At 54.9% G+C, this 26,302-nt stretch carries 19 protein-coding genes and 1 pseudogene; 6 read left to right on the top strand and 14 right to left on the bottom strand.

Annotated features, from left to right (window positions below; genetic code table 11):
• Nucleotides 1-91: 91 nt before the first annotated feature.
• Nucleotides 92-880 (bottom strand): phosphate starvation-inducible protein PhoH, encoded by a 789-nt coding sequence (gene phoH / locus JJB97_RS15365; RefSeq protein WP_238714899.1) that lies wholly within the window; start codon nucleotides 878-880, stop codon nucleotides 92-94.
• Between the two features lie 561 nt (nucleotides 881-1,441).
• The gene (putP, locus tag JJB97_RS15360; RefSeq protein ID WP_238714898.1) at nucleotides 1,442-2,950 is read right to left on the bottom strand and encodes a sodium/proline symporter PutP; all 1,509 of its coding nucleotides are present in this window, start codon (nucleotides 2,948-2,950) and stop codon (nucleotides 1,442-1,444) included.
• 411 nt (nucleotides 2,951-3,361) lie between these two features.
• Here putP and putA point away from each other — a divergent pair, with 411 nt between their 5' ends.
• Both putA and JJB97_RS15350 read left to right on the top strand, forming a co-directional pair.
• Entirely contained in the window at nucleotides 3,362-7,324 is a 3,963-nt protein-coding gene (putA, locus tag JJB97_RS15355; RefSeq protein ID WP_238714897.1) for a trifunctional transcriptional regulator/proline dehydrogenase/L-glutamate gamma-semialdehyde dehydrogenase, read from the top strand.
• A 57-nt stretch (nucleotides 7,325-7,381) separates the two neighbouring features.
• Nucleotides 7,382-7,777, top strand: a complete 396-nt coding sequence (locus JJB97_RS15350; RefSeq protein ID WP_238714896.1) for a lysozyme inhibitor LprI family protein — start codon at nucleotides 7,382-7,384, stop codon at nucleotides 7,775-7,777.
• On the opposite strand, the gene rutR is transcribed toward JJB97_RS15350, so the two are convergent.
• The 3 genes and pseudogenes from rutR to JJB97_RS18810 form a co-directional block, all read right to left on the bottom strand.
• Nucleotides 7,774-8,409, bottom strand: coding sequence for an HTH-type transcriptional regulator RutR (gene rutR, locus JJB97_RS15345; protein WP_238714895.1), 636 nt, complete (start codon nucleotides 8,407-8,409; stop codon nucleotides 7,774-7,776). The genes JJB97_RS15350 and rutR overlap by 4 nt on opposite strands.
• A 403-nt stretch (nucleotides 8,410-8,812) precedes the next feature.
• Entirely contained in the window at nucleotides 8,813-8,986 is a 174-nt protein-coding gene (locus JJB97_RS15340) for a con-10 family general stress protein (RefSeq protein ID WP_238714894.1), read from the bottom strand.
• Nucleotides 8,987-9,526: 540 nt separating this feature from the next.
• Nucleotides 9,527-9,800 (bottom strand): annotated as a pseudogene (locus JJB97_RS18810) (RNA-guided endonuclease InsQ/TnpB family protein); the annotation flags it as partial.
• 171 nt (nucleotides 9,801-9,971) lie between these two features.
• Between JJB97_RS18810 and wrbA the strand changes: the two are divergent.
• The gene (gene wrbA, locus JJB97_RS15330; RefSeq protein WP_238714893.1) at nucleotides 9,972-10,568 is read left to right on the top strand and encodes an NAD(P)H:quinone oxidoreductase; all 597 of its coding nucleotides are present in this window, start codon (nucleotides 9,972-9,974) and stop codon (nucleotides 10,566-10,568) included.
• 17 nt (nucleotides 10,569-10,585) lie between these two features.
• Nucleotides 10,586-10,813, top strand: coding sequence for a YccJ family protein (locus JJB97_RS15325; RefSeq protein WP_238714892.1), 228 nt, complete (start codon nucleotides 10,586-10,588; stop codon nucleotides 10,811-10,813).
• A 113-nt stretch (nucleotides 10,814-10,926) separates the two neighbouring features.
• On the opposite strand, the gene agp is transcribed toward JJB97_RS15325, so the two are convergent.
• From agp to JJB97_RS15315, 3 genes are all read right to left on the bottom strand, one after another.
• Nucleotides 10,927-12,114 (bottom strand): bifunctional glucose-1-phosphatase/inositol phosphatase, encoded by a 1,188-nt coding sequence (agp, locus tag JJB97_RS15320; RefSeq protein WP_317978194.1) that lies wholly within the window; start codon nucleotides 12,112-12,114, stop codon nucleotides 10,927-10,929.
• Between the two features lie 235 nt (nucleotides 12,115-12,349).
• Nucleotides 12,350-12,481 (bottom strand): hypothetical protein, encoded by a 132-nt coding sequence (locus tag JJB97_RS18600; RefSeq protein WP_263457989.1) that lies wholly within the window; start codon nucleotides 12,479-12,481, stop codon nucleotides 12,350-12,352.
• A 266-nt stretch (nucleotides 12,482-12,747) separates the two neighbouring features.
• Nucleotides 12,748-13,995: a mechanosensitive ion channel family protein gene (locus JJB97_RS15315; RefSeq protein ID WP_238714891.1), complete on the bottom strand. Its 1,248-nt coding sequence runs from the start codon at nucleotides 13,993-13,995 to the stop codon at nucleotides 12,748-12,750.
• 232 nt (nucleotides 13,996-14,227) lie between these two features.
• On the opposite strand from JJB97_RS15315, the gene JJB97_RS15310 reads away from it, so the two are divergent.
• Nucleotides 14,228-14,632: a nitrous oxide-stimulated promoter family protein gene (locus tag JJB97_RS15310; RefSeq protein ID WP_238714890.1), complete on the top strand. Its 405-nt coding sequence runs from the start codon at nucleotides 14,228-14,230 to the stop codon at nucleotides 14,630-14,632.
• A 455-nt stretch (nucleotides 14,633-15,087) separates the two neighbouring features.
• Here JJB97_RS15310 and JJB97_RS15305 read toward each other — a convergent pair whose 3' ends face one another.
• Nucleotides 15,088-15,543, bottom strand: coding sequence for a hypothetical protein (locus tag JJB97_RS15305; protein WP_238714900.1), 456 nt, complete (start codon nucleotides 15,541-15,543; stop codon nucleotides 15,088-15,090).
• 282 nt (nucleotides 15,544-15,825) lie between these two features.
• Between JJB97_RS15305 and JJB97_RS15300 the strand changes: the two genes are divergently transcribed.
• Nucleotides 15,826-16,941, top strand: a complete 1,116-nt coding sequence (locus JJB97_RS15300; protein ID WP_238714889.1) for an AI-2E family transporter — start codon at nucleotides 15,826-15,828, stop codon at nucleotides 16,939-16,941.
• 273 nt (nucleotides 16,942-17,214) lie between these two features.
• Here JJB97_RS15300 and JJB97_RS18805 read toward each other — a convergent pair whose 3' ends face one another.
• The 5 genes from JJB97_RS18805 to JJB97_RS15275 form a co-directional block, all read right to left on the bottom strand.
• On the bottom strand, nucleotides 17,215-17,901 hold the full coding sequence (locus tag JJB97_RS18805) for an HlyD family type I secretion periplasmic adaptor subunit (protein ID WP_399198649.1): 687 nt from the start codon (nucleotides 17,899-17,901) through the stop codon (nucleotides 17,215-17,217).
• A gap of 588 nt (nucleotides 17,902-18,489) precedes the next feature.
• Nucleotides 18,490-20,748, bottom strand: coding sequence for a type I secretion system permease/ATPase (locus tag JJB97_RS15290; RefSeq protein WP_238714887.1), 2,259 nt, complete (start codon nucleotides 20,746-20,748; stop codon nucleotides 18,490-18,492).
• Between the two features lie 20 nt (nucleotides 20,749-20,768).
• The gene (locus JJB97_RS15285) at nucleotides 20,769-22,208 is read right to left on the bottom strand and encodes a TolC family protein (protein ID WP_238714886.1); all 1,440 of its coding nucleotides are present in this window, start codon (nucleotides 22,206-22,208) and stop codon (nucleotides 20,769-20,771) included.
• 260 nt (nucleotides 22,209-22,468) lie between these two features.
• Complete coding sequence (locus tag JJB97_RS15280) at nucleotides 22,469-24,853, bottom strand: hypothetical protein (RefSeq protein ID WP_238714885.1); 2,385 nt, start codon at nucleotides 24,851-24,853, stop codon at nucleotides 22,469-22,471.
• A complete protein-coding gene (locus tag JJB97_RS15275; protein ID WP_451923555.1) occupies nucleotides 24,739-26,250 on the bottom strand; it encodes an Ig-like domain-containing protein in 1,512 nt (503 codons plus the stop codon). Before JJB97_RS15275 ends, JJB97_RS15280 begins: the two co-directional genes overlap by 115 nt.
• Between the last annotated feature and the right edge of the window lie 52 nt (nucleotides 26,251-26,302).

The raw sequence follows: 26,302 nt of genomic DNA, 5'->3' as shown, positions 1-26,302 counted from the left end.
TAATACATTGGCAGTTACACAGAATTACTGACAGGCTCCTTAAATGACCAGCATCAGGCCTGCGCCCGGCTTCCCGTTATGAATAAAAACGTTAGCTATAAGCTAATAGCGCACGCTGGCAAAGTGCGGAACGCACACAATCTTCTTTAGTAAAACGCACTACGCCTACCATTTCGTCATCCTCAAACCGGGCCAGGGCATCGCTCAGGCCGGACGGTATACCATTTGGCAAGTCACACTGAGTAATATCGCCATTGACAATCACCGTCACATTCTCGCCAAGGCGCGTCAGGAACATCTTCATCTGCGCGGCGGTAACATTCTGGGCTTCGTCCAGTATCACAACGGCATTTTCAAACGTACGCCCTCGCATATAAGCAAATGGCGCGATCTCCACTTTACCTATCTCCGGTCGCAGGCAGTACTGCATAAAAGAAGCGCCCAACCGGCGCACCAGTACATCGTAAACGGGGCGAAAATAGGGTGCGAATTTCTCTGTGATATCGCCAGGCAGGAAGCCAAGATCTTCATCAGCCTGCAGTACCGGTCGGGTAACGATAATCCTTTCGACATCTTTATGTATCAGCGCCTGCGCAGCCTTTGCCGCGCTAATAAACATTTTTCCGCACCCGGCTTCCCCGGTGGCAAAAATCAATCTTTTACGCTCTATCGCCTGCAAATAGCGCTCCTGCGCCCGATTGCGCGCCTCAACAGGCGAATTATCACGGCAATCCCTGGCCATACCGATAGCTTCTACGCCGCTCATTTGCACAAGCGAGGTGACCGATTCTTCCTCGCGCTGCTTGTGGCTGCGAGAATCCCGTCTTAACAAACGTCTCGCTTCGCGACGGGCTTTGATCACTGCTTTCTGTCTTCCCATAGATAGCACCTTGATGAGTGGGTTTACATAGTACGCGGACCCGCTGGCGCGCGTTGATGTACTCAAACAGATGTAGTTTGGCTTCCTTGTAAGCCGTAAATTGCCGATTTTTGGCCCAAGCCTGCAGCGCACGGTGTTGCCGCAAATGCCGGTTAGATGGGAGAGAGTGAAAAAATGAAATTCAGCGGTGAAGGAAAACTTGCCGGTAAAAATACGTCCCGGCGGAGGTCTACGGGTTATTATTTGAGGCTGCTGCGTAATACAGCGCTTAGGCATCCACTGTCTCCGTAAGTGAACAACTATTCACAGTCTGGCATGACCGCCTGCTATTAATTACATCAGAGAAAAGCATTTTTGCAACATTAATTATTTCACTACACCGCCCGCGCAAACAGAATAAAACACTAAAAAATAGCGACCAATCATGCGACAACCAACAAAAAAGAAGGAAAAAATATATTTTTTCCTTCTTTATCGACAAACTGAAGGCCGCCTGCCGGGCCTGAAAAATAGCTGCCGTTACAAGTTTGCGCCGGCGGCTAACATACTCTGGCCGGTAACTTAGTCGGTCTGTAAGCTGGACGGCGGCGCGCTGTGATAACGAGCGTTTGCCGCATTAAAGCGTTGCAACATATCGCGTGACGGCGCTTTGCCCAACAGGCTGAATAGCACAATCCCGATACTGCCAAAAATAAAGCCCGGGATGATTTCGTACAACCCAAGCCAACCAAAGTGCTTCCAGACAATAACCGTTAGCGCGCCAATAATCATTCCGGCCAGCGCGCCATTACGCGTCATGCGGGACCACATGACCGAGAAGAGCACCACCGGGCCAAACGCCGCGCCAAACCCGGCCCAGGCGTAGCTCACCAGCCCCAGCACGCGGTTTTGCGGATTAGAGGCCAGCGCGATAGCCACCAGCGCCACCGCCAGCACCATCGCACGCCCGACCCACACCAGCTCTTTCTGGCTGGCGCCCTTGCGCAAAAAAGCTTTATAAAGATCTTCGGTAATGGCGCTGGAACATACCAGCAACTGGCAGCTTAACGTCGACATCACCGCCGCAAGTATCGCAGAAAGCAGCACACCCGCAATCCACGGGTTAAACAGCAGTTGCGCCAGTTCAATAAATACGCGCTCGCTGTTTTGATCTACCGCTGCCGCAAGCTGCGGGTTGTTACTGAAGTAAGCGATGCCAAAGAAACCTACCGCTACCGCGCCCGCCAGGCATAACACCATCCAGATCATGCTGATACGACGCGCGTGCACAATGGTATGATGGGAATCAGCGGCCATAAAGCGCGCCAGGATGTGCGGCTGACCAAAGTACCCCAGTCCCCAGCCCATCAGCGAGATAATGGCCATAACATTCAGCCCCTTGAGCATATCGACGTTATCGATACTTTTTTGTTTGATGACCTCCAGCGAGTCATCAAGGCCCCCTATAGCCAGGATAACGATTACGGGCGTCAGTATCAGTGCAAAAATCATCAGGCTGGCCTGTACAGTATCGGTCCAGCTTACGGCCAGAAAGCCGCCAATAAACGTATAAAGGATGGTCGCGGCAGCCCCGGCCCACAGCGCGGTTTCGTAGCTCATCCCAAAAGTACTTTCAAACAGGCGCGCTCCCGCTACGACGCCGGAGGCACAGTAAATAGTAAAGAAGACCAGGATCACCAGCGCGGAAATAATGCGCAATACGCGGCTTTTATCTTCAAACCGACCGGTGAAATAATCCGGCAGCGTCAGCGCATTATCATTAGCTTCCGTATGCACGCGCAGGCGGCCTGCAACCAGCTTCCAGTTAACGTAAGCGCCTAAGGTCAGGCCGATAGCAATCCAGCTTTCGGAAATGCCGGCGATAAAAATCGCGCCCGGCAGCCCCATCAGCAGCCAGCCGCTCATATCAGAAGCGCCAGCGGACAGCGCCGTTACAAAACTACCAAGGCTACGGCCGCCCAGAATATAGTCATCAAAGTTTTTGGTCGATCGCCAGGCGATAAAACCAATGAATATCATCCCCAGAATATAAATAAAAAAGGTTACCAGCATCGGCGTGCTTGCTGTCATTCGTATTCTCCACTTAATTGCACCAAACAGGTTATGTCCGGTTAAGGCCGTTGGAACGAAACGGTCCTTTTGTTGTGTTCTGCGTTTTTTTACTCTTTCACACAGTTTTCATTAACAATAAACTTAACATATTTTTCACACACATAACTGCGTTAGAACAGCTTTATTTTTTACCAGGTTGCACTTGCTCACGGTTTTTAGCAGTTGCACCGTAAAAAAACGTTAACTTACGCAGAAAATTCGCATCCCGCATTTTGTATTTATGAAAGGCGGGCCGCTATTTCTTCGCTCATTTTTATTCATTTCAAGGGTTGCAAACGAGGTCACATTTAACAAGGTTGCACAAAGTTGCAACATGGGAGATATTTCGTTTCAAACAGACCATTCAAATGAACGACAGGAGTTGACGACATGGGAACCACGACCATGGGGGTAAAGCTGGACGAAGCGACCCGCGAACGTATAAAAACAGCGGCATCACGTATTGATCGCACACCGCACTGGCTGATTAAGCAAGCAATTTTCAACTACCTGGAACGACTGGAGAATAACGAAACACTACCGGAACTGCCAGCGCTGTTAAGCGCAGCGGCAAATGAAAGTGAAGAATTCGCCCCACCAACGCAGGAAGCAGCTCAGCCGTTTCTTGATTTTGCGGAACACATTTTGCCTCAGTCGGTCAGCCGCGCCGCAATCACCGCTGCCTGGCGACGGGCGGAAACTGACGCCGTCCCGATGCTCCTTGAACAGGCGCGCATGCCTGTCGATATTGCCGAACGCACGCACAGGCTCGCTTATCAGTTGGCGGATAAATTGCGTAATCAAAAGAGCGCCGGCGGTCGCGCTGGTATGGTTCAGGGGCTATTACAGGAGTTCTCGCTATCGTCTCAGGAGGGCGTCGCGCTGATGTGTCTGGCCGAAGCCCTGCTGCGCATCCCGGACAAAGCCACGCGTGACGCGCTGATTCGCGATAAAATCAGCAGCGGCGACTGGCAGGCGCATCTTGGCCGCAGCCCGTCGCTGTTTGTTAACGCCGCCACATGGGGGCTGCTGTTCACCGGGCGGTTGGTTTCCACTCACAATGAAACCAGCCTGTCACGTTCGCTCAATCGCATTATCGGCAAACGCGGGGAGCCGCTTATCCGCAAAGGCGTGGATATGGCGATGCGCCTGATGGGCGAGCAGTTTGTAACGGGTGAAACTATCGCTGAAGCGCTGGCCAATGCCCGCAAGCTTGAAGATAAGGGCTTTCGCTATTCTTACGACATGCTTGGCGAAGCCGCCCTGACCGCCGCCGATGCCCAGGCCTATATGGTAGCCTATCAGCAGGCGATCCATGCTATTGGTAAAGCCTCTAACGGCCGCGGCATTTATGAAGGGCCGGGGATCTCCATCAAACTTTCCGCCCTGCACCCACGCTACAGCCGCGCCCAGTACGAGCGCGTAATGGATGAACTTTACCCGCGTCTGAAATCCCTGACGCTGCTGGCGCGCCAGTATGATATTGGTATTAACATTGATGCCGAAGAGGCCGATCGGTTAGAAATCTCCCTCGATTTGCTGGAAAAATTGTGCTTTGAGCCAGAGCTGGAAGGCTGGCACGGCATCGGCTTTGTTATCCAGGCCTATATGAAACGCTGCCCGTTTGTTATCGACTACCTTATTGAGCTTGCCACTCGCAGCCGCCGGCGCCTGATGATTCGGCTGGTAAAAGGCGCCTACTGGGATAGCGAAATCAAGCGCGCTCAGGTAGAAGGGCTGGAAGGGTATCCGGTTTATACCCGCAAGGCGTACACCGACGTCTCTTACCTCGCCTGCGCGAAAAAGCTATTATCAGTACCAAACCTTATCTATCCGCAGTTCGCCACGCACAACGCTCACTCTCTGGCCGCTATCTATCAACTTGCCGGGCAAAACTATTATCCGGGCCAGTACGAATTTCAGTGCCTGCACGGCATGGGCGAGCCGCTCTACGAGCAAGTGGTTGGCAAAGCCGCCGATGGCAAGCTAAACCGCCCGTGCCGCATTTATGCGCCGGTGGGCACTCACGAAACGCTGCTGGCTTATCTGGTGCGCCGCCTGCTGGAAAACGGGGCTAACACCTCCTTCGTTAACCGCATTGCCGACGCCACGCTGCCTGTCGATGAACTGGTCGCCGATCCGGTGGCTGGCGTAGAGCGGATGGCCGAGCGGGAAGGCACGCTAGGGCTGGCGCACCCGAAAATTCCGCTGCCGCGCGAACTCTACGCCAGCGAACGCGCCAATGCCGTTGGTCTGGATCTGGCGAACGAACATCGTCTGGCCTCCCTCTCCGCTTCGCTGCTTAACAGCGCAAGCCAGAAATGGCTTGCGCTGCCTTGCCTGGAAAAGGATGTCCCCGAAGGCGATATAGAGCCGGTACTCAACCCGGCCGATTCAACCGATATTGTCGGTTATACGCGCGAAGCAACGGAAGATGAGATTTCCCGCGCGCTGGACAGCGCCGTCAACCAGGCCCCTGTCTGGTTCGCCACGCCGCCCGCTGAGCGCGCGGCCGCGCTGGAACGCGCCGCTGTATTGATGGAAGACCAGATGCAAACGCTTATCGGCATCCTGGTCCGGGAGGCGGGTAAGACCTTTAGCAACGCCATCGCAGAAGTGCGCGAAGCCGTGGATTTCCTGCGCTATTACGCCTGCCAGGCACGCCACGATTTCGATAACGAAACCCATCGCCCCCTTGGCCCTGTGGTATGTATCAGCCCGTGGAACTTTCCGCTGGCGATTTTTACCGGCCAGATTGCCGCCGCGCTGGCGGCCGGCAACTGCGTACTGGCCAAACCCGCCGAGCAAACGCCGCTCATTGCAGCCCAGGGAATCGCCATTCTGCGCGAAGCGGGCGTGCCGCCTGGCGTAGTGCAACTGCTTCCCGGACGCGGCGAAACCGTGGGCGCGCGCCTGACCGGCGACGCACGGGTGCGCGGCGTGATGTTTACCGGCTCGACTGAAGTCGCAGCGCTGCTTCAGCGCAGCATCGCCAGCCGACTCGACCCACAGGGCCGCCCCACGCCGCTGATAGCGGAAACCGGCGGCCTGAACGCGATGATCGTCGACTCGTCTGCGCTAACCGAGCAGGTCGTGGTCGATGTTCTTGCTTCCGCGTTCGACAGCGCAGGTCAGCGTTGCTCCGCGCTGCGCGTGCTGTGCATCCAGGAGGAGGTCGCTGACCATACGCTAAAAATGCTCAAGGGCGCAATGGCGGAGTATCGCATGGGCAACCCGGGGCGTCTGTCAACAGACATCGGCCCGGTTATTGACGCCGACGCGCGCGATAATATCGAGCAACATATCCAGACGCTGCGCGCTAAAGGACGCCCTGTTTTTCAGGCGGTGCGGGAAAACAGTCTCGATGCGCGCGACTGGCAAAACGGCACATTTGTTGCGCCAGCGCTTATCGAACTGGACAGCATTGACGAACTAACGCGCGAAATCTTTGGGCCAGTGCTACACGTTGTGCGTTATCGTCGCGAAGACCTGGACAGCCTCATCCAGCACATCAACGACGCAGGCTATGGGTTGACGCTCGGCGTACATACCCGCATTGATGAAACCATCGCTCAGGTTACAGGCCAGGCGCACGTGGGCAACCTGTATGTCAACCGTAACATGGTTGGCGCAGTAGTAGGCGTGCAGCCGTTTGGCGGCGAAGGTTTGTCCGGCACAGGGCCGAAAGCCGGCGGCCCGCTCTATCTGTACCGCCTGTTAAGCCACCGGCCGGAGAATGCCGTACAGGCTACGCTTGCGCGGCAGGATGCAGGCGTAGCGGCGCAGGCGCAGTTGAAAACGGCGCTGCAAAGCGCGCATCGGGCGTTAACCGACTGGGCGAAGAATCGCCCTGAGCTGCACGCTTTGTGCCAGCATCTGGCCGATCTGGCGCAAAGCGGCACGCTGCGCCTGCTGCCAGGACCGACCGGCGAACGTAACAGCTACAGCCTGATGCCGCGCGAGCGCGTGCTTTGTATCGCAGACAACCAACAAGATGCGCTCACCCAACTTGCCGCCGCCACCGCCGTGGGCTGCCGGGTGTTGTGGCCGGACAATGGCGTGCAATATGAACTGGCAAAACAACTGCCTGCCGGGGTGCGAAACCAGATAGATCTGGTAGCGCCCGAAGCGTTGCTCAACCAGCGCTTTGACGCGGTGATTTATCACGGCCACTCAGATAAGCTACGTAAGCTATGTGAAGACGTGGCGGCACGCAGCGGCGCCATTGTGTCGGTGCAGGGCTTTGCGCATGGTGAAACGAATCTGCTGCTGGAAAGGCTTTACATTGAACGTTCGCTCAGTGTGAACACGGCCGCCGCTGGCGGTAACGCCAGCCTGATGACAATCGGCTAAGGCTTCGTTAGAGTGATAAGGCTCCTGCCCCAGGGGCCTTTTTTACTGAGGAGTATTATGAAATATACTTTGCCTGTCATCGCTGGCCTGATGCTGACGCAAACTGCGCTTGCAGCCGACTGCGGCAATATCCAGACCCAGCAGGAGATGAACGCCTGCGCCGCGGCGGAATACCAGAAAGCGGATCAAAACCTTAATGAAACCTATCAGGCCATCCTTCAGCGCGCCACGCCGCAACAGCGCCAGCTTTTGGCCGAAGCCGAACAGGCGTGGATAAGAGTCCGCGACGCCGACTGTAAATTTGTCAGTTCCGGGGCTGTTGGCGGCAGTGCGCAAGCCCTGGTGCTCAACCAGTGCCTTACGGACAAAACCCGCGAGCGCATTAATTTCTTAAGCGCGCTGACGCAGTGCGACGAAGGCGATCTGAGCTGCCCGCTGCCGCCGGATAACTAACGCGGGCAAACGCCCTTAAGGATAATACGCTGAATGTGCTCAACGGCCTGATGGAAAAAGGCGTCGTCCTGTAACGTCCGGCCGGATACGGCCTCAATTTGTACCGAAAAATCCGCATAATGCTGGGTTGTCGCCCAGATAGTGAAGATAAGGTGATGCGCGTCTACCGCTGCCAGCCTGCCGCCGGCAATCCAGTCATTAATTATCGCCGTCTTCTCTGCCACCAGCTCCTTCAACTCCCCTTCAAGTAGCGATTTTAACAGCGGCGCGCCCTGCAACATCTCCTGGCAAAACAGCCTTGATGCCTGAGGGTAATCTCGCGAAACCGCAAGCTTCAGCCGGATATAGTCGCTAATAGCCGCCACGGGCTGCGAATCAGCGCGAAATGCTTTCAGGGGCGCCAGCCATATATCAAGCAGATCCTGCAATACGGCAATATAAAGCGTCTCTTTAGTGGGAAAGTAATAAAGAAGGTTGGTTTTTGACACCCCCGCCTGCCCGGCAAGCCTGTCCAGCGTTGCGCCATGCAGCCCAAAGCGTGAAAAAATATCCAGGCCCGCGCGCAAAATCGCCGTTTTTTTTGCCGCTGTCGCCGTAGCGCGCCGCCCTGCGGCCATTGCGCTGTCTGCCATATTCACCCTCTCCGTTAAAACCGCGCTCAGGATACCAAATGGCGCTACAGCGCTAAACCGCGAGATAATATGGCCGCCGCTATTGACGCGACAACGAGGCTTGAGTCGCCGCACTCGCGCCTGGCAAGCCTTAACCGACGCCGGGCGTCGCCCTTGCTGTAGCGCGTTTTGCAGCGGTTGAATAGGGGGGCGTTAAAAAGCAACCCATCGAACGCGCCAGTACCCGCTTTGCGACATTTCCTGAATCCGTTATTCAACAAGCGATAAAAAAACACCCTGTAAGCAGCGCGCTTACAGGGTGGTGGGAGTTCACTTATTAACCGCCGGGCAATCCCGCCTGACGGGGCAGGAGACGCCTTATGCGACAAACCCTGCGCAGTGAACGCTCACGTCACGAGCGCCATCAACTGCTGCGTGAACCGTGGCTGTTTTTGCCTCCTTTTTTGCCTGCTTCTGAGGCGCGCTGCGGGTCGTTTTTAAAGTTCCCGCCGCTCTGCTGCCCGCCTTTACGCCCGGCTGAGGAAGCCCTTTCACGGTCTTCTGCAAAATTACCTGAACCACCACGATGATTTGCCATCTTGACCTCCAACGTCGCGAATTGTTTAACATCACTATTCAGTTAATGTCGATGTTCTCGTTTCGCGGCCAGCGTATGCGCGCCGGTGACATTTCCGCGTAGCCTTAAGCGTAGAACAGCCGCAAGGATTGGCAAAAATTCAGACATACTCTGCAATACTCTTGCGGCATGCAGGCTTTATCCGGCGCTAAAATTTCCATAAGTTTCTCTTAGCGCACAAAAAAGCCAATAACAGAAAAATGTATCCTGATGCTACATACCGACGCAGCATAATACATTAGCATAGACCTCCTCCCCTGCCCTGAAGAACGAAAATTCCCGCAGCGTTCAGACCGGAGCCTGAAACGACCCGGTAGGTTCCTGCTTCAACAGGCAGACTGCCTGCGCCATCCCCCACAGGCAAACGCGGCATGCTCTGCCGATAAAAATTACGTACGCCGTTTACATGGGCGTTCGCGGCGTAGCCGCATACCTGACACACGAATTTACTTTCTAATAAGCGGTTCTTTTTCGCTGTATGTCCACAGCAGGCGCAACGCTGTACCATTTGCCGCGTGAGCGGCTGTTGCGCCAGCGAACCCGCCCTAACGTTGGAAGCGATATACGACCGTTGAGCCGATCGGGCTTCACGCCCGGAAGGTAGCGGAATGCGTCATTTTGACCACGCTCTTTAAAGCGGGGGGAATGCAGCACGCTTGTGGAAGAAATTTTTGTAGCCGCGCGCCAGATCTTTTAGTGACGGCTGCGAGGGAGATTCTTTCAGCCAGTGTGTTTCAGGCGCGAATTTTCAGGCAGTGAGCCATGAAGCCATTTTTGGTTAGTCGGTAAACCGCGCCTTCTGTCCCTCGCCTGAAGGACAGCGTTTTACGGCGCATCGGATAAATTACAGAAATGCCCCTCTGATTTGCACTCTCGTCGCTACGTCATATCTTTAAATAAAAGCAATACGTCCTTTTCAGAACGTTCAACAGGAGAGTTTAAGGATATGACAAAAATACTGGTACTCTATTATTCCATGTATGGACACATCGAAACGATGGCGCAGGCCGTCGTGGAAGGCGCGAAACGCATCGACGGCGCACAGGTTACCCTCAGGCGCGTGCCTGAAACGATGGCGCAGGACGCGTTTGAAAAAGCGGGGGGTAAAAAGCAGGACACGCCGGTCGCAACGCCGCAGGAACTGGTGAACTATGACGCCATTATTTTCGGCACGCCTACCCGCTTTGGCAACATGGCCGGACAAATGCGCACATTTCTCGACCAAACCGGCGGGCTTTGGGCGTCAGGCGCGCTCTATGGCAAACTGGGCAGCGTTTTTAGCTCAACCGGCACCGGCGGCGGTCAGGAGCAGACCATTTCGTCTACATGGACGACGCTTGCTCACCACGGCATGATCATCGTGCCTGTCGGCTACGGCACAAAAGAGCTTTTTGATGTCTCTCAGGTTCGCGGCGGTACGCCCTATGGCGCAACCACTATCGCAGGCGGCGATGGTTCACGCCAGCCCAGCGAAGAGGAGCTAACCATCGCCCGCTATCAGGGCCAGCATGTTGCGCGTCTCGCAATGAAATTTAACGGCTAAAACTGGAGGAGAAAAGCATGCAAAATCAAGAGTCAAAAACGCACCGCGTAGGTGAATGGGCTTCGCTGCGCAATACCTCGGTAGAGATAGCCGAAGCCATTTTTGAAGTGGCTAATTATGATGAAAAAGACGCAGAAAAGATCTGGGAAGACGGCAGCGATGAAGTGCTGGAACGCGCCTTCAAAAAGACGGACAAAGACACGCTCTTTTGGGGCGAACAGACCATTGAACGTAAAAACGTCTGAGGCCTGCAGACCATGACAGCGCAATAAACCAGAACCGGGCAAACAAAACGCGGGATACGAAGGCGTAACCCGCTCAGCCGATCTGGCCCTGGTTTATTCCGCTTACGCCAGGCTTAACGCGCCGCGTTACGCATCACCCGTTCAAACGTCTCCATCGGGCAAAACCCGTTGCTATCTGTGGGGCAACCTGCCAGTTCCAGCGTAACGCGCTGCGGCGGGCTTTGTAGGGATAGCGGCTGCGCATTACGTAACTGCCCGGCGCTCTGATAGAGATATTCCACTTTTAACAGGTCCCGGTTGCCGCGGGTATCATGCCAGCGCTCAAACATAATTTTGCCGCCAATGGGCGTGCGTTCATATTGGCCAGGCAGTTTATACGCCCGGAAATCCAGCGCAGTCAGCAGCGAGGCGATATTGGAGTCATGCCCAACCAGCAGCGTAAATTTAGGCCCGTTCGCCCGCTGCTCCACCAGCGCATGATTGATATATTTCACCAGCGGCGCCGCCACATTGCGCGCAACCTCAGGAGAGGTAAACAGGGCATCCTGATAACTATTTTTCAGCCGGGAAAGCAACCGCCACTGGCTATCGCTTTTAATCTCGCCCCACGCCACCTTTTCAAGCGCAAAACCCTCGTAATATTGTAGCGTGAAGGCATCCACCAGCGCGTTGCCCACCTTTAGCGGCCCTTTCACGCCCGGCTCCTCATGCAGATTCGCGCTAAAAATATCGCCGCCGCGGGCCAGATCGCACTGTCGTTTTTCTTTACACGCCGGCGACCGGGAATAGTCGATCACTTTTTCCAGCAGTTTATAACTCTCATTAAGGTTGCTGGCCGCATGCTGTTTCTCCATCGCCTTTACAGCCGCCTGGCTAAAAGCTGCGTCCCCACGGGTAACAGACGGATTAAACGTAGGATCCATCGTCCCCATTTTTTCCTGGTGATGCACCGCAATATCGCAGCCGGGGAAAGCGCCGGTGATAAAGAACTGCGCCGTCGCCACCGTGCGCTGCAGGCTGTTTGCATAAGCGTAGACGTTTTGCGGCGCCGGGCATTCGTCCGCGCTGAATAATCCCTGCTGCGCCAGCCACTCGCGCATATATCGCCCCATATACACCTCAAGCACTCCGCCTTTGGTGGTGAGCTGCCCGCCGGGCACCTCCCATTGCGGCCAGGCGTGCGGCGTGGCCTGCGCCAGCAGGCTGCCGTTATTGGCCAACGGCGCGCGCAGATTATGGCGACTCATTAGGCTGTGTCCCTTAATCCTGCATGGATGCTGCTGACGGCTATTTTTACGCACGGCAAGGCACGAGCCGCGCAGTTTGGTGGGCCCAAATCAGCGGCGAGTAACGCAGCGGCGCGTAAAAATAGCCCCAGCCCTCCGGGGCGCGTGCGAAAAACCCGCTGNCCCCAGCCCTCCGGGGCGCGTGCGAAAAACCCGCTGACTGCGTTGTTGGGCTTGAACAGAGGGCCACTCTGCCCTGCGCCCTCCGCCTTGCCAGCGGTTTTTTCGCTCAGCGCCAGCATCATGAGGATTAAGGGACACAGCCTAATAATATCTGCGCCAGCCGGTAACCTTCTGGCGCATCCTGCGCCTGCTCCGCTGCGGATAACATCGGGCTGAGCACTACCATCGTCATCAGCACAGCAATGCGCGTTTTTATCATATTTCAGGCCTCCTTAACCGTTTATGACCGGCGCAAAGTGTGGCAGAAATACGCTACGCCGCTTTTGCAGTGTCTCGCAAAACTGAAATTTAACCCGCTGAGAGAAAAGACAATTTGTCATAAACGGGCCGGATGACCCGTTCAGTTTGATATTAAGGCGGGCAAAACTGCGTTTTCGCCCGCCTTATGTCTACCAGACGATAATGAAAAAACGGCATTATCCTGCTGATATTTCGGGCCAAAATTCTGCGGCCTACCGGGGGCGCTTAGCGCGCACGCGGCGACAGCAATGCGGCAACGGCGCGAATATCGTTACCGGTAGGCGCCTGGTGTACCCGCAGGCCAAATTCATCAATGACGGCATAAATATGATCGAAGATATCGGCCTGAATCGCCTCATACTCCAGCCACACGACAGTATTCGTAAAGACATAAATTTCAAGCGGCAGGCCCGTTTCTGTCGGCGCTAGCTGGCGAACCATCAGCGTCATATCTTTTCGCGTTCGCGGATGATCCTGCAGGTAGGCGGTCAGGTAGGCGCGAAATGTGCCAAGGTTAGTCATACGCCGCGCATTCAGTACACAATCATCGCCCGCCTCGCGGTTCCACGCTGAGAGTTCCTCATTTTTGGCGTCAAGATAGGGCCGCAGCAGGCGGCTTTTTTTCAGGCGCTGCTCTTCTTCGTCTGAGAGAAAATGCACGCTGGTGGTATCAATGCTGATGCTGCGCTTGATGCGCCGGCCGCCGGAGGCAGACATCCCGCTCCAGTTTTTAAACGCATCGGAAACCAGCGCCCAGGTGGGGATAGTGGTAATGGTGTTATCCCAGTTTTTCACTTTTACGGTCGTCAGCCCGATATCGGTCACCGCGCCATCTGCGCCATACTTCGGCATCTCCAGCCAGTCTCCCAGCCTGAGCATGTTATTAGCCGATAGCTGAATGCCGGCGACCAGCCCAAGAATGGGATCTTTAAACACCAGCATCAACACCGCAGCCATCGCGCCCAGTCCGCTAATCAGAATGGCTGGCGATTTACCAATAAGCAGGGATATCATCATGATGCCCGCCACGATTGCGGCCAGCAGTTTCACGCCCTGGAAAATGCCACGCAGCGGAAGCTGTGCGGTAGCCTGGAAACGGTGCGCGAATTTCAGCGCGATATCCAACAATGAAAACAGCGCCAGCAGGGTATAAAGCATGATCCATAGCTGCGCGCAAAGCGAGAGAACATTCCCGGCTTCGCTACGGTGCAGCCATAGCAGGGACTGCGCGTTGACAATGACCCCTTGCAGAATAAACGCCAGGCGATGAAACAATTTATGCTCAGTAATAATCTGCAGCCAGATTTTATTACTGGCTCTTGCCCTTCTTTCAAAGAACTTTAATACCAGGCCATGAAGTATAACGTGAATGATAATAGCTGTAACAAGAATAATGCCCAGCACGATAATAAGCGACGTGGTTTGACTGAATTGAAATCCATATTTCTGAGCGAAGATGGTTAACTCCTGCATATATACTCCTTCCTGATAATGCGCGGCTATGATGCCTTCTTAAAGTTACAGTTGCAAATGTTCAGCTAATAAAAAACGGGCATAACCGGGAGTAAAACGACACATTAACAAAACCTGTATTTTGCTTAACCCATTAGCGCCTTTTCTCCCGAGCGACAAGGCAGTTAGCCTGGCGGCGCGGTTTGCGTTAGAATCATGCATTCATAATGCATCTTTAGGAAGGGGGCCGACAATGGCTGGAAAACGCATACAGCGGGAACAGAAAACCATCAGGCGCATGATCGCGCTCTATAAGCGGCACTGCCCTGAGGCGCTGCCAGAGGCCGCCCACTATGAAGCCCTGTACGCTTATGCGCTAAAGCGGCTGGATCGCTGCGTATTTGGAGAGGATAAACCGGCCTGCCGTCGCTGCCCTGTGCACTGCTACCAACCGGCAAAGCGCGAAGAGATGAAGCGGATTATGCGCTGGGCAGGCCCGGGAATGCTGTGGCGCCACCCGCTGCTAACCCTGCACCATCTGATTGACGACCGCCGTCCTGTGCCGCCACTGCCGGAAAAATACCGCCCGCCGCGCAAAAGCGCGACAGACAAAAAGCGCCTGTCTGACCGGGAAAACGCGCGCCGACAGGCAGACTAAGGCTGCGCTGCGCATCCTCCCTTCCTCTTCTGCGGCGGTTTTTATACGGGTAACAGGTATAGCGCTGTCGTTGCAGATATATTGTCTCGCTATCCGGGGCTGTGCGGTTAGCCTTGCCGTTACGGTTCGGCGGTTACGCAGCCCACGCCCATAATTTATAGCAATATCCGCGAAAAGCGTATTAGGCTGTGTCCCTTAATCCTCATGATGCTGGCGCTGAGCGAAAAACCCGCTGGCAAGGCGCGGAGCAGAGTGGCCCTCTGTTCAAGCCCGACAACGCAGTCAGCGGTTTTTTCGCATGCGCCCCGCAGGGCTGGGCAATAACAATGTCGGGCAGGCTTCTGCGCCGCCGATTAGCTTATTTACGGGACAGGCGGATAAGAAACAGCGCAACAATGAATAATAAAGAAAGAGGCCGGAAAATTTCCGGCCTGACACAGGTGTTGGCGATAAAATTATTCGGTGACGTTATTCTTTAATTCCCTGGCGCGCTGTCTGGCGCTGTCCCAGGCTTTCCCGGCGCCTTCTTTTGAGGCATCCCAGGCTTTTGCAGAACCCTGTTTTGTTTTGTCCAGCGCTCTTACGGAACCCTTTTTGGTTTTATCCCAGGCATTCTGTGAACCCTGCTTCGTTTTATCCCAGGCCGTTTCCGCGCCTTCTTTGGTGTTATCCCAGGTTTTACGCGCGCCTTCGTTTACTTTGCTGCCGAAATCATGTTTTTTACCTTGCGCGGCGTGTTCCGACCTGAGCCTGAGTCCCTGTCCACGATGCTGCGCCTGATGAAGCTTTTCTTTTGCGCTGACTGCACCTTTATGCGCCTGCGCAACGCCTTCATCAGTGGCATGTGTTGTGACTGCAAAAGCAGGCGCAGCAACCAGGAGCGCGGATAATACGAAAATTGTCTTTTTCATCATTCCCTCAATCTGACAATCTACCGGTGGTTAACGCCCGTTGATAATGGCACGTGACGCGGCGGCAATGCTCTAAGAATAAACTGCAAAATTTGATGGGCTATAATCCGCCACGCGTTTACAGCGTTACTTCAGCCAGCAGCGATATTTTTACTGCCAGCGCAACGCTCCTGTTCCGGCAAGCGGCGTCCATTTGCCGTCTCTCAGGCGGCTACCGGCAGGATAAATCACCTGACAGCTTCTATATTTCATCAGATGCGAATACACGCAGGGAACACAAAGATGAGACTTAAAGGTTTGACTAAGTTTTTTTTCATTCTGATACTTTTTATTGTCACGCTGGCTTTTTTTAATATCCTTTCTCCCTGGTATTCGGCCATTCTGTGGGCAGCCATTCTGGCGGTTATTTTCTACCCGCTAAAAAACAAACTGCGCACGCGCCTCGCCGGGCGCAACGGGCTGGCGTCTGTACTGACGGTGGGTATTATCTGTTTGATCGTCTTTACGCCGCTGGCGGTCATTCTGTCTTCCCTGGCATTCGAAATTAATCTTGTCTATAGCAAACTCCAGCATAACGACACGCAGTTTCCAGCGGTAATAGCAAGCCTTATCAACCACCTGCCCCAGTGGGCGAGGCATTTGTTAGCCGAACACAACCTCGACAGCGCCGAACAAATTCAGCGCCAGCTTTCCAGCGTTGCGCTCAAAGGCGGCCAGTACCTCGCCGGCAGAGCTTTTTTAATTGGCAAAGGCACATTTGGCTTTACCATCAGCTTCGGCGTCATGCTTTATTTACTGTTCTTTTTACTTAAGGATGGCCCCTGGCTGGTGCGCGTTATCATGGAATCGCTGCCGCTGTCAGGCTTTGTTAAGCGCCATCTTTTTGCCAAATTCGCCGCCGTCGCCGGGGCGACGGTAAAAGGCACCGCGGTCGTTGCGCTAGTCCAGGGGGTGCTTGGCGGCATCGCGTTTTATATTGTGGGCATTGACGGCAGCATCCTGTGGGGGGCGATGATGGCGTTTTTGTCTCTGGTGCCCGCTGTCGGTTCAGCCATTATTTGGGTTCCTGCCGCTGTCTTTCTGTTTGCCACGCAGCAGCTCTGGCAGGGAGGGTTTATTGTCGGCTTTTTTATCATTATTGTCGGGCTGGTGGATAACATCCTGCGTCCGCTGCTGGTGGGTAAAGACACCAGACTGCCCGATTATCTGGTACTTATTACCACGCTTGGCGGCATGGAGATTTACGGTATTAACGGTTTTGTTATTGGCCCTCTGATTGCCGCGCTGTTTATTGCCTGCTGGAATTTGCTGTCAGGCAGGGATCACGAAGGCAATACCGATGAAATAAACGAAGCGTTTATTGAAGAGGGTAAAAAAACGCCGGATGTGGAATGCTGATAACGGGCTACAAGGCGCGATGCTTTTATGAGCGCGATATACTGAGCGCGCCCGGCATCGCCATAGCGCCGCTCTCCCGGTCTGCATGCGTTTTCGAAAGCGGGCAACGTAATACCACAATGAAAAAATGGCCGGCAAACAGAATGGCTCCGCTTAACCGGCCTAAGGGAAAAATGGTCAGTGGATAAAAAGATACCGATATAATACAGGCAGCGACGATATCGCCGCTGCCCGCAAAAGGCAGGCCCTTAAACGCGATTAAGCGGCCCTGCGTTATTTTTCGCGAAAGGCCTCCTGAACGCGCAGCAGCGGCCTTAGCAGGTATTGCAGCAGGCTTTTTTCGCCGGTGCGAATATCAACGGTCGCGGTCATGCCCGGAATAACCCGCAGCTTATAACTTCCTTCTTTGGTTAATGTGTTGCTTTGCGTTCGAATCATCACCCGGTAATAGGTATCATCCGTACTGTATTTTTTCGGAGCCTTCGCGCTCTCGTCTTTTAGCGCGCCGGGGCTGATATTTTCAACCGTGCCCTTCAGGCCGCCGTAAATGGAGTAATCGTAGGCTGATATTTTCACCACGGCCTCCTGGCCTGGCGCGAGAAACGCAACATCAGAGGGCTTAATTTTCGTTTCCACCAGCAGTTGATCGTCCAGCGGCGTCACTTCCATAATTTCGGCGCCCGGCTGTATAACGCCGCCGATGGTGTTAATACTGATGTTATTCACCACTCCGCGTACGGATGAACGCAGTTCGGTACGCACAAGCGTATCCTGTCTGCCAAGGGCCGTCTCCTCCAGGCCGCTCAGTTCCACTTCCACCTTTGACAACTCATCCGTCGCCTCACTGCGGTAGCGGTTTTTGCGATCGGTAATTTGCAACTGGTTGTCATTCGCCTGACGCTCAAGCTTCAGCACTTCCGTATTGGAGAGTAACGACTGCGCCGCGAGCTGCCGCGCCATTTGCAGTTCCTGCCCAATTAACTTGCCGGTTTTGACATAGCCGGCAATGGAATCATCCAGCGCCCGTTTACGTTGCCGGTACGCATCCATTTCACGCTGAACCAGCTCAGCGTTGGCTTTAACGTGCTCGGGAAAGTTCGGCTCTTTACCTGATGCTTCGGCCCGGAGGCGGGCTGCCTGCGCCTCCAGCGCCAGCATACGATTCGCGCTTTCACGAAAAGAGGCCTGAGCGCGTGTCGGGTCGATACGGGCGACAATTTGCCCTTTTTCTACCGTATCGCCTTCATGAACCAGCATCTCCTGCAAGATGCCCCCTTCCAGGCTTTGCAGCACCTGCTCTCTGGAACTGGGAACAATTTTAGCCGAGCCTGTGGTCACCTCTTCGATATTGCAAAACGCAGACCACGCCAGCGCGCAGGCAAGAAACGCCACCCCGCCCCAGGAAATCAGTATCCAGCCGGCCCAGCGATCCGCGCTGGCCGCGCGCGTTAACTCGCTGGCCGTAATATGTTCGCGTTCATAATGTGTGTCTGTACGGGCAATGACTGCGTTTTCAGATCCTTTTTTACGCTTAAACATGCTTTTCTCCTACGCCTGTACTGTCGAATCAGCCATCACGGGTTTCGGTTTTGCCGCATCGCGCAGCACCGAGGCTGCGGGTATTCTGCCCTCATTAAGCAGCCGGACAATCTCCTCTTTCGGGCCATCGGCCACCTTCATGCCATCGTCCATGACAATCACCCTGTCGACGTATTTCAGAATCGCCGGGCGGTGCGTCACAATAACCACCGTACGCCCGACCATAATCGGCTCCAGCGCCTGAAGCACCATTCTTTCCGACCCCATATCCATACCGGAGGTCGGCTCATCGAGCAGCAATACATCCGGCTCCGCCAGAATTGCGCGGGCCAGCGCGATGGCCTGCTTTTGCCCGCCAGACAGCGTTTCGCCTTTTTCGCCGATAGTCATGCCATACCCCATAGGATGGCGGGCAACGATTTCGTTGACGCCGGTCAGCGCCGCCACGCGCATCATGTCCGCATCGCTGGCGTAAGGCGCGCCCATCAGCAGGTTGTCGCGCAAGGTGCCAAACATCAGTTTCGGCTCCTGGCTTACCAGCGCGATGCGCGAACGCAGCTCGGCCGGCGCAATCTGACGCAAATCGACGCCGCTAAGCGAGATAACCCCTTCGCTGGGCTGATAAAGCCCAACTAACAGGCGCAGCAGCGACGATTTTCCGCTGCCCATTTTGCCAAGAATGGCGACACGCTCGCCGTGTTTAAGCTGCAGATCGACATGATCAATAACCGCAGGCAGCCCCTGCCTGTAGGTAAAACTCATGTTGCGGCAATCAATTTCACTCTGGCTGCCCTGAGGAAGCTGCACGTAGACTTTTTTACGATTCACCTCGGCCGGAGTCTGCATCAGTTTATTAAGGATATTCAACGAGGTGCATGCCTGCTGAATACGCAGGCCCAGCGCAGCCAGGGTAGCGATAGGCATAACGGCGCGCCCCATCAGGGTCATCGTGGCAATGATGCCGCCCATCGAGATAGCGCCATCCCCCACCAGGTAAACGCCCCAAAGCAGCAGCAACACCGTGCCAAATTGCTGGGTCGTCTGGATAGCAGTAGTGCCAAGCGTTGACAGAAAACGCGATTTCATCGACACCGCAGAAAGTTTTACGCTGGCTGTGTCATGTTTGCCCGCCACCAGGCTTTCGGCGCGCAGCGCTTTGATGGTTTCCAGATTGTCCAGCGTTTCAATCACCAGCCCGTAACGGTTGCTGCCGACCTTCATCGATTCTTCAGCGTGACGCTTAAGCGGAATTTGCATAAGCAGCACGATAGTGACAATGACCAACAAGATTAAAACCACACACCAAACCAGCGGCCCGGCGACCAGATAGATAACCGCGAGAAACAGGAACACAAACGGCAGGTCGGCAACGGTGGTCAGGGCCGCTGAGGTGGAGAGATCGCGCACGGTTTCGAAACTCTGCATCACGTTACCAAACGCGCCGTTCGACTGCGCGCGATTCTCCATTTTTCCCTCCAGCACGTGGCGAAAAATGCGCGAACCCAGCACAAGATCAATCTTTTTACCCGCCCGGTCGGTAACCCAGGCGCGCGCCACGCGCGCGCAAAACTCAAATAGCAGCGCAATAGAGACCCCAATGGCCATCGTCCACAGCGTGACGTAAGTTTGGTTAGGCAATACGCGGTTATAAACCGTCATGGTAAAGATGGACATGGCCAGCACCAGCACATTGATGATTATCGACAGCGCCGCTGCTTCAAACATGTACCCCTTGTAACGCCAGAGCGTACTCCAGAACCAGTGCTTTTCGCCCGTTTTTACCAGGTCATCGGCACGATTATCTAAATGTGACTGGGGGCGTATCAGTAAAAGCTCGCCGCCATAGGTGGAGAGCACCTGTTCCGTTGCTATCTCAACCGGCTTATCGCTGAGCGAAGGAATGATTGCATGACACACCTTTTCACCATACTGCGTCAGCACCGCAAAGCTGTTTCCAAGGCGCATAACCGCAGGCAGCAGGAAGGATTTTACCTCTGCAAGCGGCAGGGGCTGCCACACGGCCACAACGCCGCGGCACTGTAGCAACTGAACGGCCCAGGCGTTTTGCTCTGCGCTATGTTCAGGGCAACGCGGCATATCGCTTAGCAACTCAGACAACGTAAGACGTACGTCAAACAGGCGCAGCGCGCTCTGTATAGCATGCGGCAGATCGTTATTTACTGCATCATGCAACGGCTGATGCTCTTCATTTGCGGCCCTGGCGATATCGCTCTCCAACATGCCAGGCGCGTTTTCAATAACAGACATACAGTATCTCCCGGTTTATGTTAGTGCGAAGCGCTTGTGGTTACGAAAGCCTCGGGGGCCAGCTCATCTGCTGGCGAAACAGCGTTATTCGCCCGGGAAGTGAAGGTCGCCGGCGCGACACTGTTGTGCTCAGCCGCGTTTATCTGCGTTATCGCAGGCGCAGGCAGCGACTGCACTTTTTCAGTTAAATCAGTCAATTTTCCCAGCGCGCCCACAATTTGCCACTGCGTGGCGATGTACTGCACGCGCTGCTCTTCATAGCTTGCAAGGCTTGAATAGTAATCCGTTGCAAAAGAAATCAGATCGGTTAACGGACGCTGCCCGGCAAAAAACTGCGTCTCTCCCGCCCGCCACGTTTTCAGCGCCGAGGCGGACTGCCTGGAAAGCGCCATGATTTGCCGCTCGCGCAGCGGAAGCGAGATCCACAGTTGGGATAACTGCGATTTCAGCGTACGGAAGGTGGCTTCCATCTCCTGTTCCGCCGAAGCCAGCCGCCGCGTCTGTCCCTTCACAGAAGCCATACCTGCGCCGCCGTCCCACAGGCTTGCATCACTGCTAAGCTGTAATGTGGCCGCTTTAAAAGGCTCTGTTCTTCCGTTATGGCGCGGGCTATCAAGCGATAACTGAACGCTCCATTTCGGGCGAGTCCATTTTGAGGCAACCTTAAGGGCTGAATTCGCCGAGTCGCGCCGATAGCGGGTTACCACAAACGATGGGTTATCCATCAGCGCGCTTTGCGCAACGGTGAGGCTGGCAGGAAGTAAGGCGGCTTTTTTTAAATCAGGTAGCCCGTTAGTCAGCGCAATGGGTTTATTCACAATTTGCGTCAACTGCTGCCAGGCCTGCTGCTGCGCCGTATAGCTGGCTTCACGGCTGGCGACGACAGCGCTAAGCCGTGTGGAAACCTGGCTTACTTCCGAGGCTCGCCCGGAATCAATGGTTGCGATGGTTTGCACACGTTTAAGCAAGTCTCCCAGCGCCGCAATTTCGCGATCGAGTACGGAAACCACGCGCGCATTCGTCACCGCAGTGGTATACAACGACAGAACTTGTTGATTAAGACTTTCCCGCGCGACCTTTATCTGCGCGCGCTGTGCTTCGTATTCGGCTTCCCGCCCTTCAACCGCAGCGGCATTACGCCCATGATCGTATAAGACTTTGCTAATGTTAATATGTGGAGAAAGGTAATTATTTTCATAGCCCGGCTGCCCGGAGTAACCCACGGCGCCTATTCCAGCGCTGACTTGTAAATTATTGGATGCTTTTTCGGCATCCACATCAAATAACGCAGCGCCGGCCATATCCTGCGCAGAAGCAATGGAAGGATGCGCTGCCGTCATACGGAGGATATCCAGAAAAGGCGTGGCGCTCGCAGGTGTACAGTACGCCATAGCGAGCAGCGGCAAAATAATCTTCGGCACCCGACCAAACGGGTCTGTCCTGAGTGATAAATATTTCATAATTCCCTTATAAAAAATTAAGATTAATGTCACTGCTGTGTAATTTAATTAAATAACGGTAAATTACTTTACCGGAATGTTAAGTAGAAAAATTAATTCCACGACCTTTACCCTTATAGCAATAACACTAAAAGGTAATGTCATTGCCAGGTAAATTTTTTAAAAGTGGCGATAACAACCACAGCACGTTAAGTTGAAAAATTAATTTTGCGACCTGCATGTTTTTAAATAGCGGTGGCCGAAGCCACCGCCTGTTTTTATTACATCACGTTCATACCATGCTGAATTAACAACTTAACGGTTGTGTCATCATTATGGACATAAACGTCATAGGTCACCCCGTTCTCGGTCTGAGAAGCGCCGGCAGTCCACACGGATTTATCAATACTCACCGTATCCCTGGCGCCGCTCTTGTTTGAGTCGCCATCGTCGCCGGTGATATACAGAACATGTCCTGTTTCGCCATTATCTTTCGTCATATCAAGAACATCGCTGGCGCTAATCACCAACGTTTGCGCTGAGTTATTCCCCATGTGAATCACTTCGATACCGCTTATCTTCGATGAAACACTGCCCAGCTCCAGATTGTTGTAGGAATCCCACACCAGCGTGTCATGCCCTTCTCCACCGTTAATGCTGGTGAAGTTAGTGCTGTTGATAAAGATGGTGTCGTTTCCATCCTTCGCATCAACGGTTATCGCACCGCGAGCATCCAGCGCATCGTTTCCATCGGTGCCGTTCACGTAGAACTGCGCCGGCTGGTAATCGATATGCGTCAAGCCGTTGCCGTCATCCTTAAGACCCAGCGTTTCATTGAGGTCAACGATACGGCCTTTAATCGCAGAGCCGCTGCCGTCGCCCACGCCCTGGTCGGTCCAGGTGACGTAGAGCTGGCCGCCCGCCATAAAGGTGGCGTTAACCTCGATTTGCTCGCCGTAAGTAAGCTGGTTTATCTGCATCTGCTGACCTACTTTGTTGCCATGAGCATCAAAGTACTGCGCATAAATGCCGTTCGTGCCTGCCCCCGGCGCCGTGTCCGTTGCGGAAACAAATACCGCCACAAAGCTGCCGTCGGCACGGCTGACCACTTTAGCCAGATGCTGATCGCCCGCCGTCACGGTATTGATCAGGAACTCATTGGATATCGCCTGCCCGTTCGCATCATAGATACGCCCCCAGACGCTAAAGCCTGTCTGATCCGGGCCGCTGTTGTTATTCGAGTCCCAGGTCACGACAAAGTTGCCGTTATCCAGCGCGCTGACGCTTGCGGAAGCCTGATCGCCTGCGCTGGTCTGGTTAACAACCGTCGATGCCCCTGCGGTATGGGTCGCCGGGTCGTACAGCACAACGCTGCTGTCATAGCCGCTTCCCTTGGTGGCAAAAGAGATAGCTACTTTACCATTGCTCAGCTCCGAGACCGAAGGCAGCGCGCTCCAGTAGTTACTGTTGCCCAGCGCACCGGTCGTCAGCCCCGTTGAGCTTAAGGTCATCTCACCGGTAGCCGGCGAGCCGTCGGCGTTATACTGACGACCATAGATCTTATACTCGCTGGACTCTATCGCTTCCCAGACAACCAGATATCCGCCATCAGACAAAGAGGTCACCTGCGGGCTTCCCTGGTACGTGGCGCCAGCGCCGGAGCTGATGTTGAACTCAGACCCAACCGCGGTTAAACCACTCACGTTGCCTTCACTGTCGTAGGCGTAGGTGTACTGCTGCCCCTTAATGTAGTTAACGTTGCCGGAAGCCGGGCTGGTCCATACGATCTGGATATTGCCGTTTTCCAGCACCACGGGCATTAACTGATCGCCCGCGGTTGTGGTGTTCACCGTGAACTCACCGCCCACCGGCTGGCCTTTTGCATCCAGCATCTGCCCTCTGATCCCGGTACCGGAACCATCGCCGTTGGCGGACACCCATACTTCAAACAGGCCGCCGTCGGGCAGAGAAACCACAACCGGGCTGGACTGATCGCCCGCTTTCGTGCTGTTAACGGTAAATTCAGAGTAGTAGGCCGCATCAGGGTTTACGACAATCCCCTCAATGCCCATGCTGTTTCCATCCACGTTATCGGACTGCCAGCTAATATAGACGTTTCCGTCCGCCATCAGCGTGGCGTCCACAATATGGGTCACATCTGCAGAATCGCCGCCGTAGCCCTGGTTGCCCTGGGTAGTGGTATTGACGATAAACTCACGGCCCACCTTATTATCACTGGCGTCATAGCGCTGGGCATAGATAGCCGAGCCGTGACCGTCGCCACCGTCAGATCCCCAGATAATCAGGTAACCGCCGTCTTCCAGCGCTACGCCCACCGGCTTGTACTGCTTACCAACGGTAAAGGTGTTGACGATAAAGTCGCCGGTGCCTTTGACCGACACCGCGCCCGTAGCCGGGTCAACGGTGTAGTGAATGGCGCGCACGTCCGAACCGATAGCGCCCGAGTCGTTGGTGTCCCAGTAAACCACAAAGCTGCCGTCTTTGAGGGTAATCACGTCCGGGTAGTTCTGCTGGGCATCCATAGTGGTGTTCACCTGGAAAGCGCCGCCCAGCGGCTTGCCGTCCGCCCCGAAGATTTGCCCCACCACGCCGGTTGAATTTTTATCCGACGGGCCGGAGGTGGCGTTCCATACGGTGATATACATCCCGCTGTGCGCCTCATCGGTAAAGGTCGCNNNCGCACGTCCGAACCGATAGCGCCCGAGTCGTTGGTGTCCCAGTAAACCACAAAGCTGCCGTCTTTGAGGGTAATCACGTCCGGGTAGTTCTGCTGGGCATCCATAGTGGTGTTCACCTGGAAAGTGCTACCCAGCGGCTTGCCGTCCGCCCCGAAGATTTGCCCCACCACGCCGGTTGAATCTTTATCCGACGGGCCGGAGGTGGCGTTCCATACGGTGATATACATCCCGCTGTGCGCCTCATCGGTAAAGGTCGCCATTTCAGGGCCGCCTGCGCCGCCCATACCGGTACCGGTGGCGACCACCACTTCACCCGTTGCAGGCTCATTGTCCGCGCCGTAGGTGCGCTGAACAATATTCTTGTTCTGATCCTGCCAGGTGATAATGTAGCCGCCGTCCGGCGTGGCCATCACGCTTGGGTGGTTCTGATTTCCGCCCGTGGTCGTAACATTGACCATGAACTCATCCGTCACCGCCTGACCATCGGCGCCGTAGCGGCGGGCGACAACGCAGTCGCCGCCGCTAAAACCGCCGTTGTAAGATTCATAAACAATAATGAAACCGCCATCGGCCAGCGCAACGACCTGCGGGCTGTCCTGGTTACCGTTGGTACGCTGGTTGACCTGCTGCTCGGTACCAATCTTGTGCACGCCGTCAGCTTCATACATCTGCATGTACACTTCAGTTGCCGATACGCCCGCACCCTGCCAACTGACCACAATACGGCCATCGGCCAGACGCGTGGTGGTCGGGTTAGCCTGATCGCCTGCAACCGAGGTATTAACCTGCGCAGATTCATTCAACAGATCGTAGCTTCCCAGCGCCGCGCCCTGGAATGAAACGGATTCCCCTTTGTTGCCAGCCGGATCGGTCACATAAATCGTCCCGGAAACGCCAGGTTCGATGGGGTTTGGCGCAATGATCCAGCGGCCAGCCTGATCGGCTACGGCGGTATACTCCGTGCCTTTGTCATCGGTGACGGTGATGATAGCGCCCGGCTCAGACACGCCGCTCAGCGACTCCGCAGAGTTTCCGGAGATACCCACGCCTGGCGCCGTGACATCCAGCACAAAGTTCCAGTTGTCACTCGGCTCGCTGGTATTACCGGCCGCATCGGTTGCCGTCGCGGTAATGCTGTGCGTTCCTTCACGCAGGTTGGTTGTTGGCCTGAAGGACCATTCACCCGCGTCATTGGCGATAACCGATCCCAGAACGGCATCGCCGTCATAAAGCGTGACGATCGCGCCAGCCTCGGCCGTACCGGTAAAAGACGGAACCGGATCGTCGGTCACGTTGCCCTGCGTCTGCGACGTATACTGAATTGTCCCAACCGCGTCCGTCAGGCTCGTGATAACCGGCGGCACAGGCACCGTGGTATCCACCGTCAGGGTGATCTCCGCGCGTGCGGTATTGCCC

The organism is Tenebrionibacter intestinalis (genome assembly GCF_016632365.1).
GTDB classification, from domain to species: Bacteria; Pseudomonadota; Gammaproteobacteria; order Enterobacterales; family Enterobacteriaceae; genus Tenebrionibacter; species Tenebrionibacter intestinalis.
The sequence above is the reverse complement of the archived record's forward strand: the minus strand, read 5'-3'. Positions and strand labels throughout refer to the sequence as shown.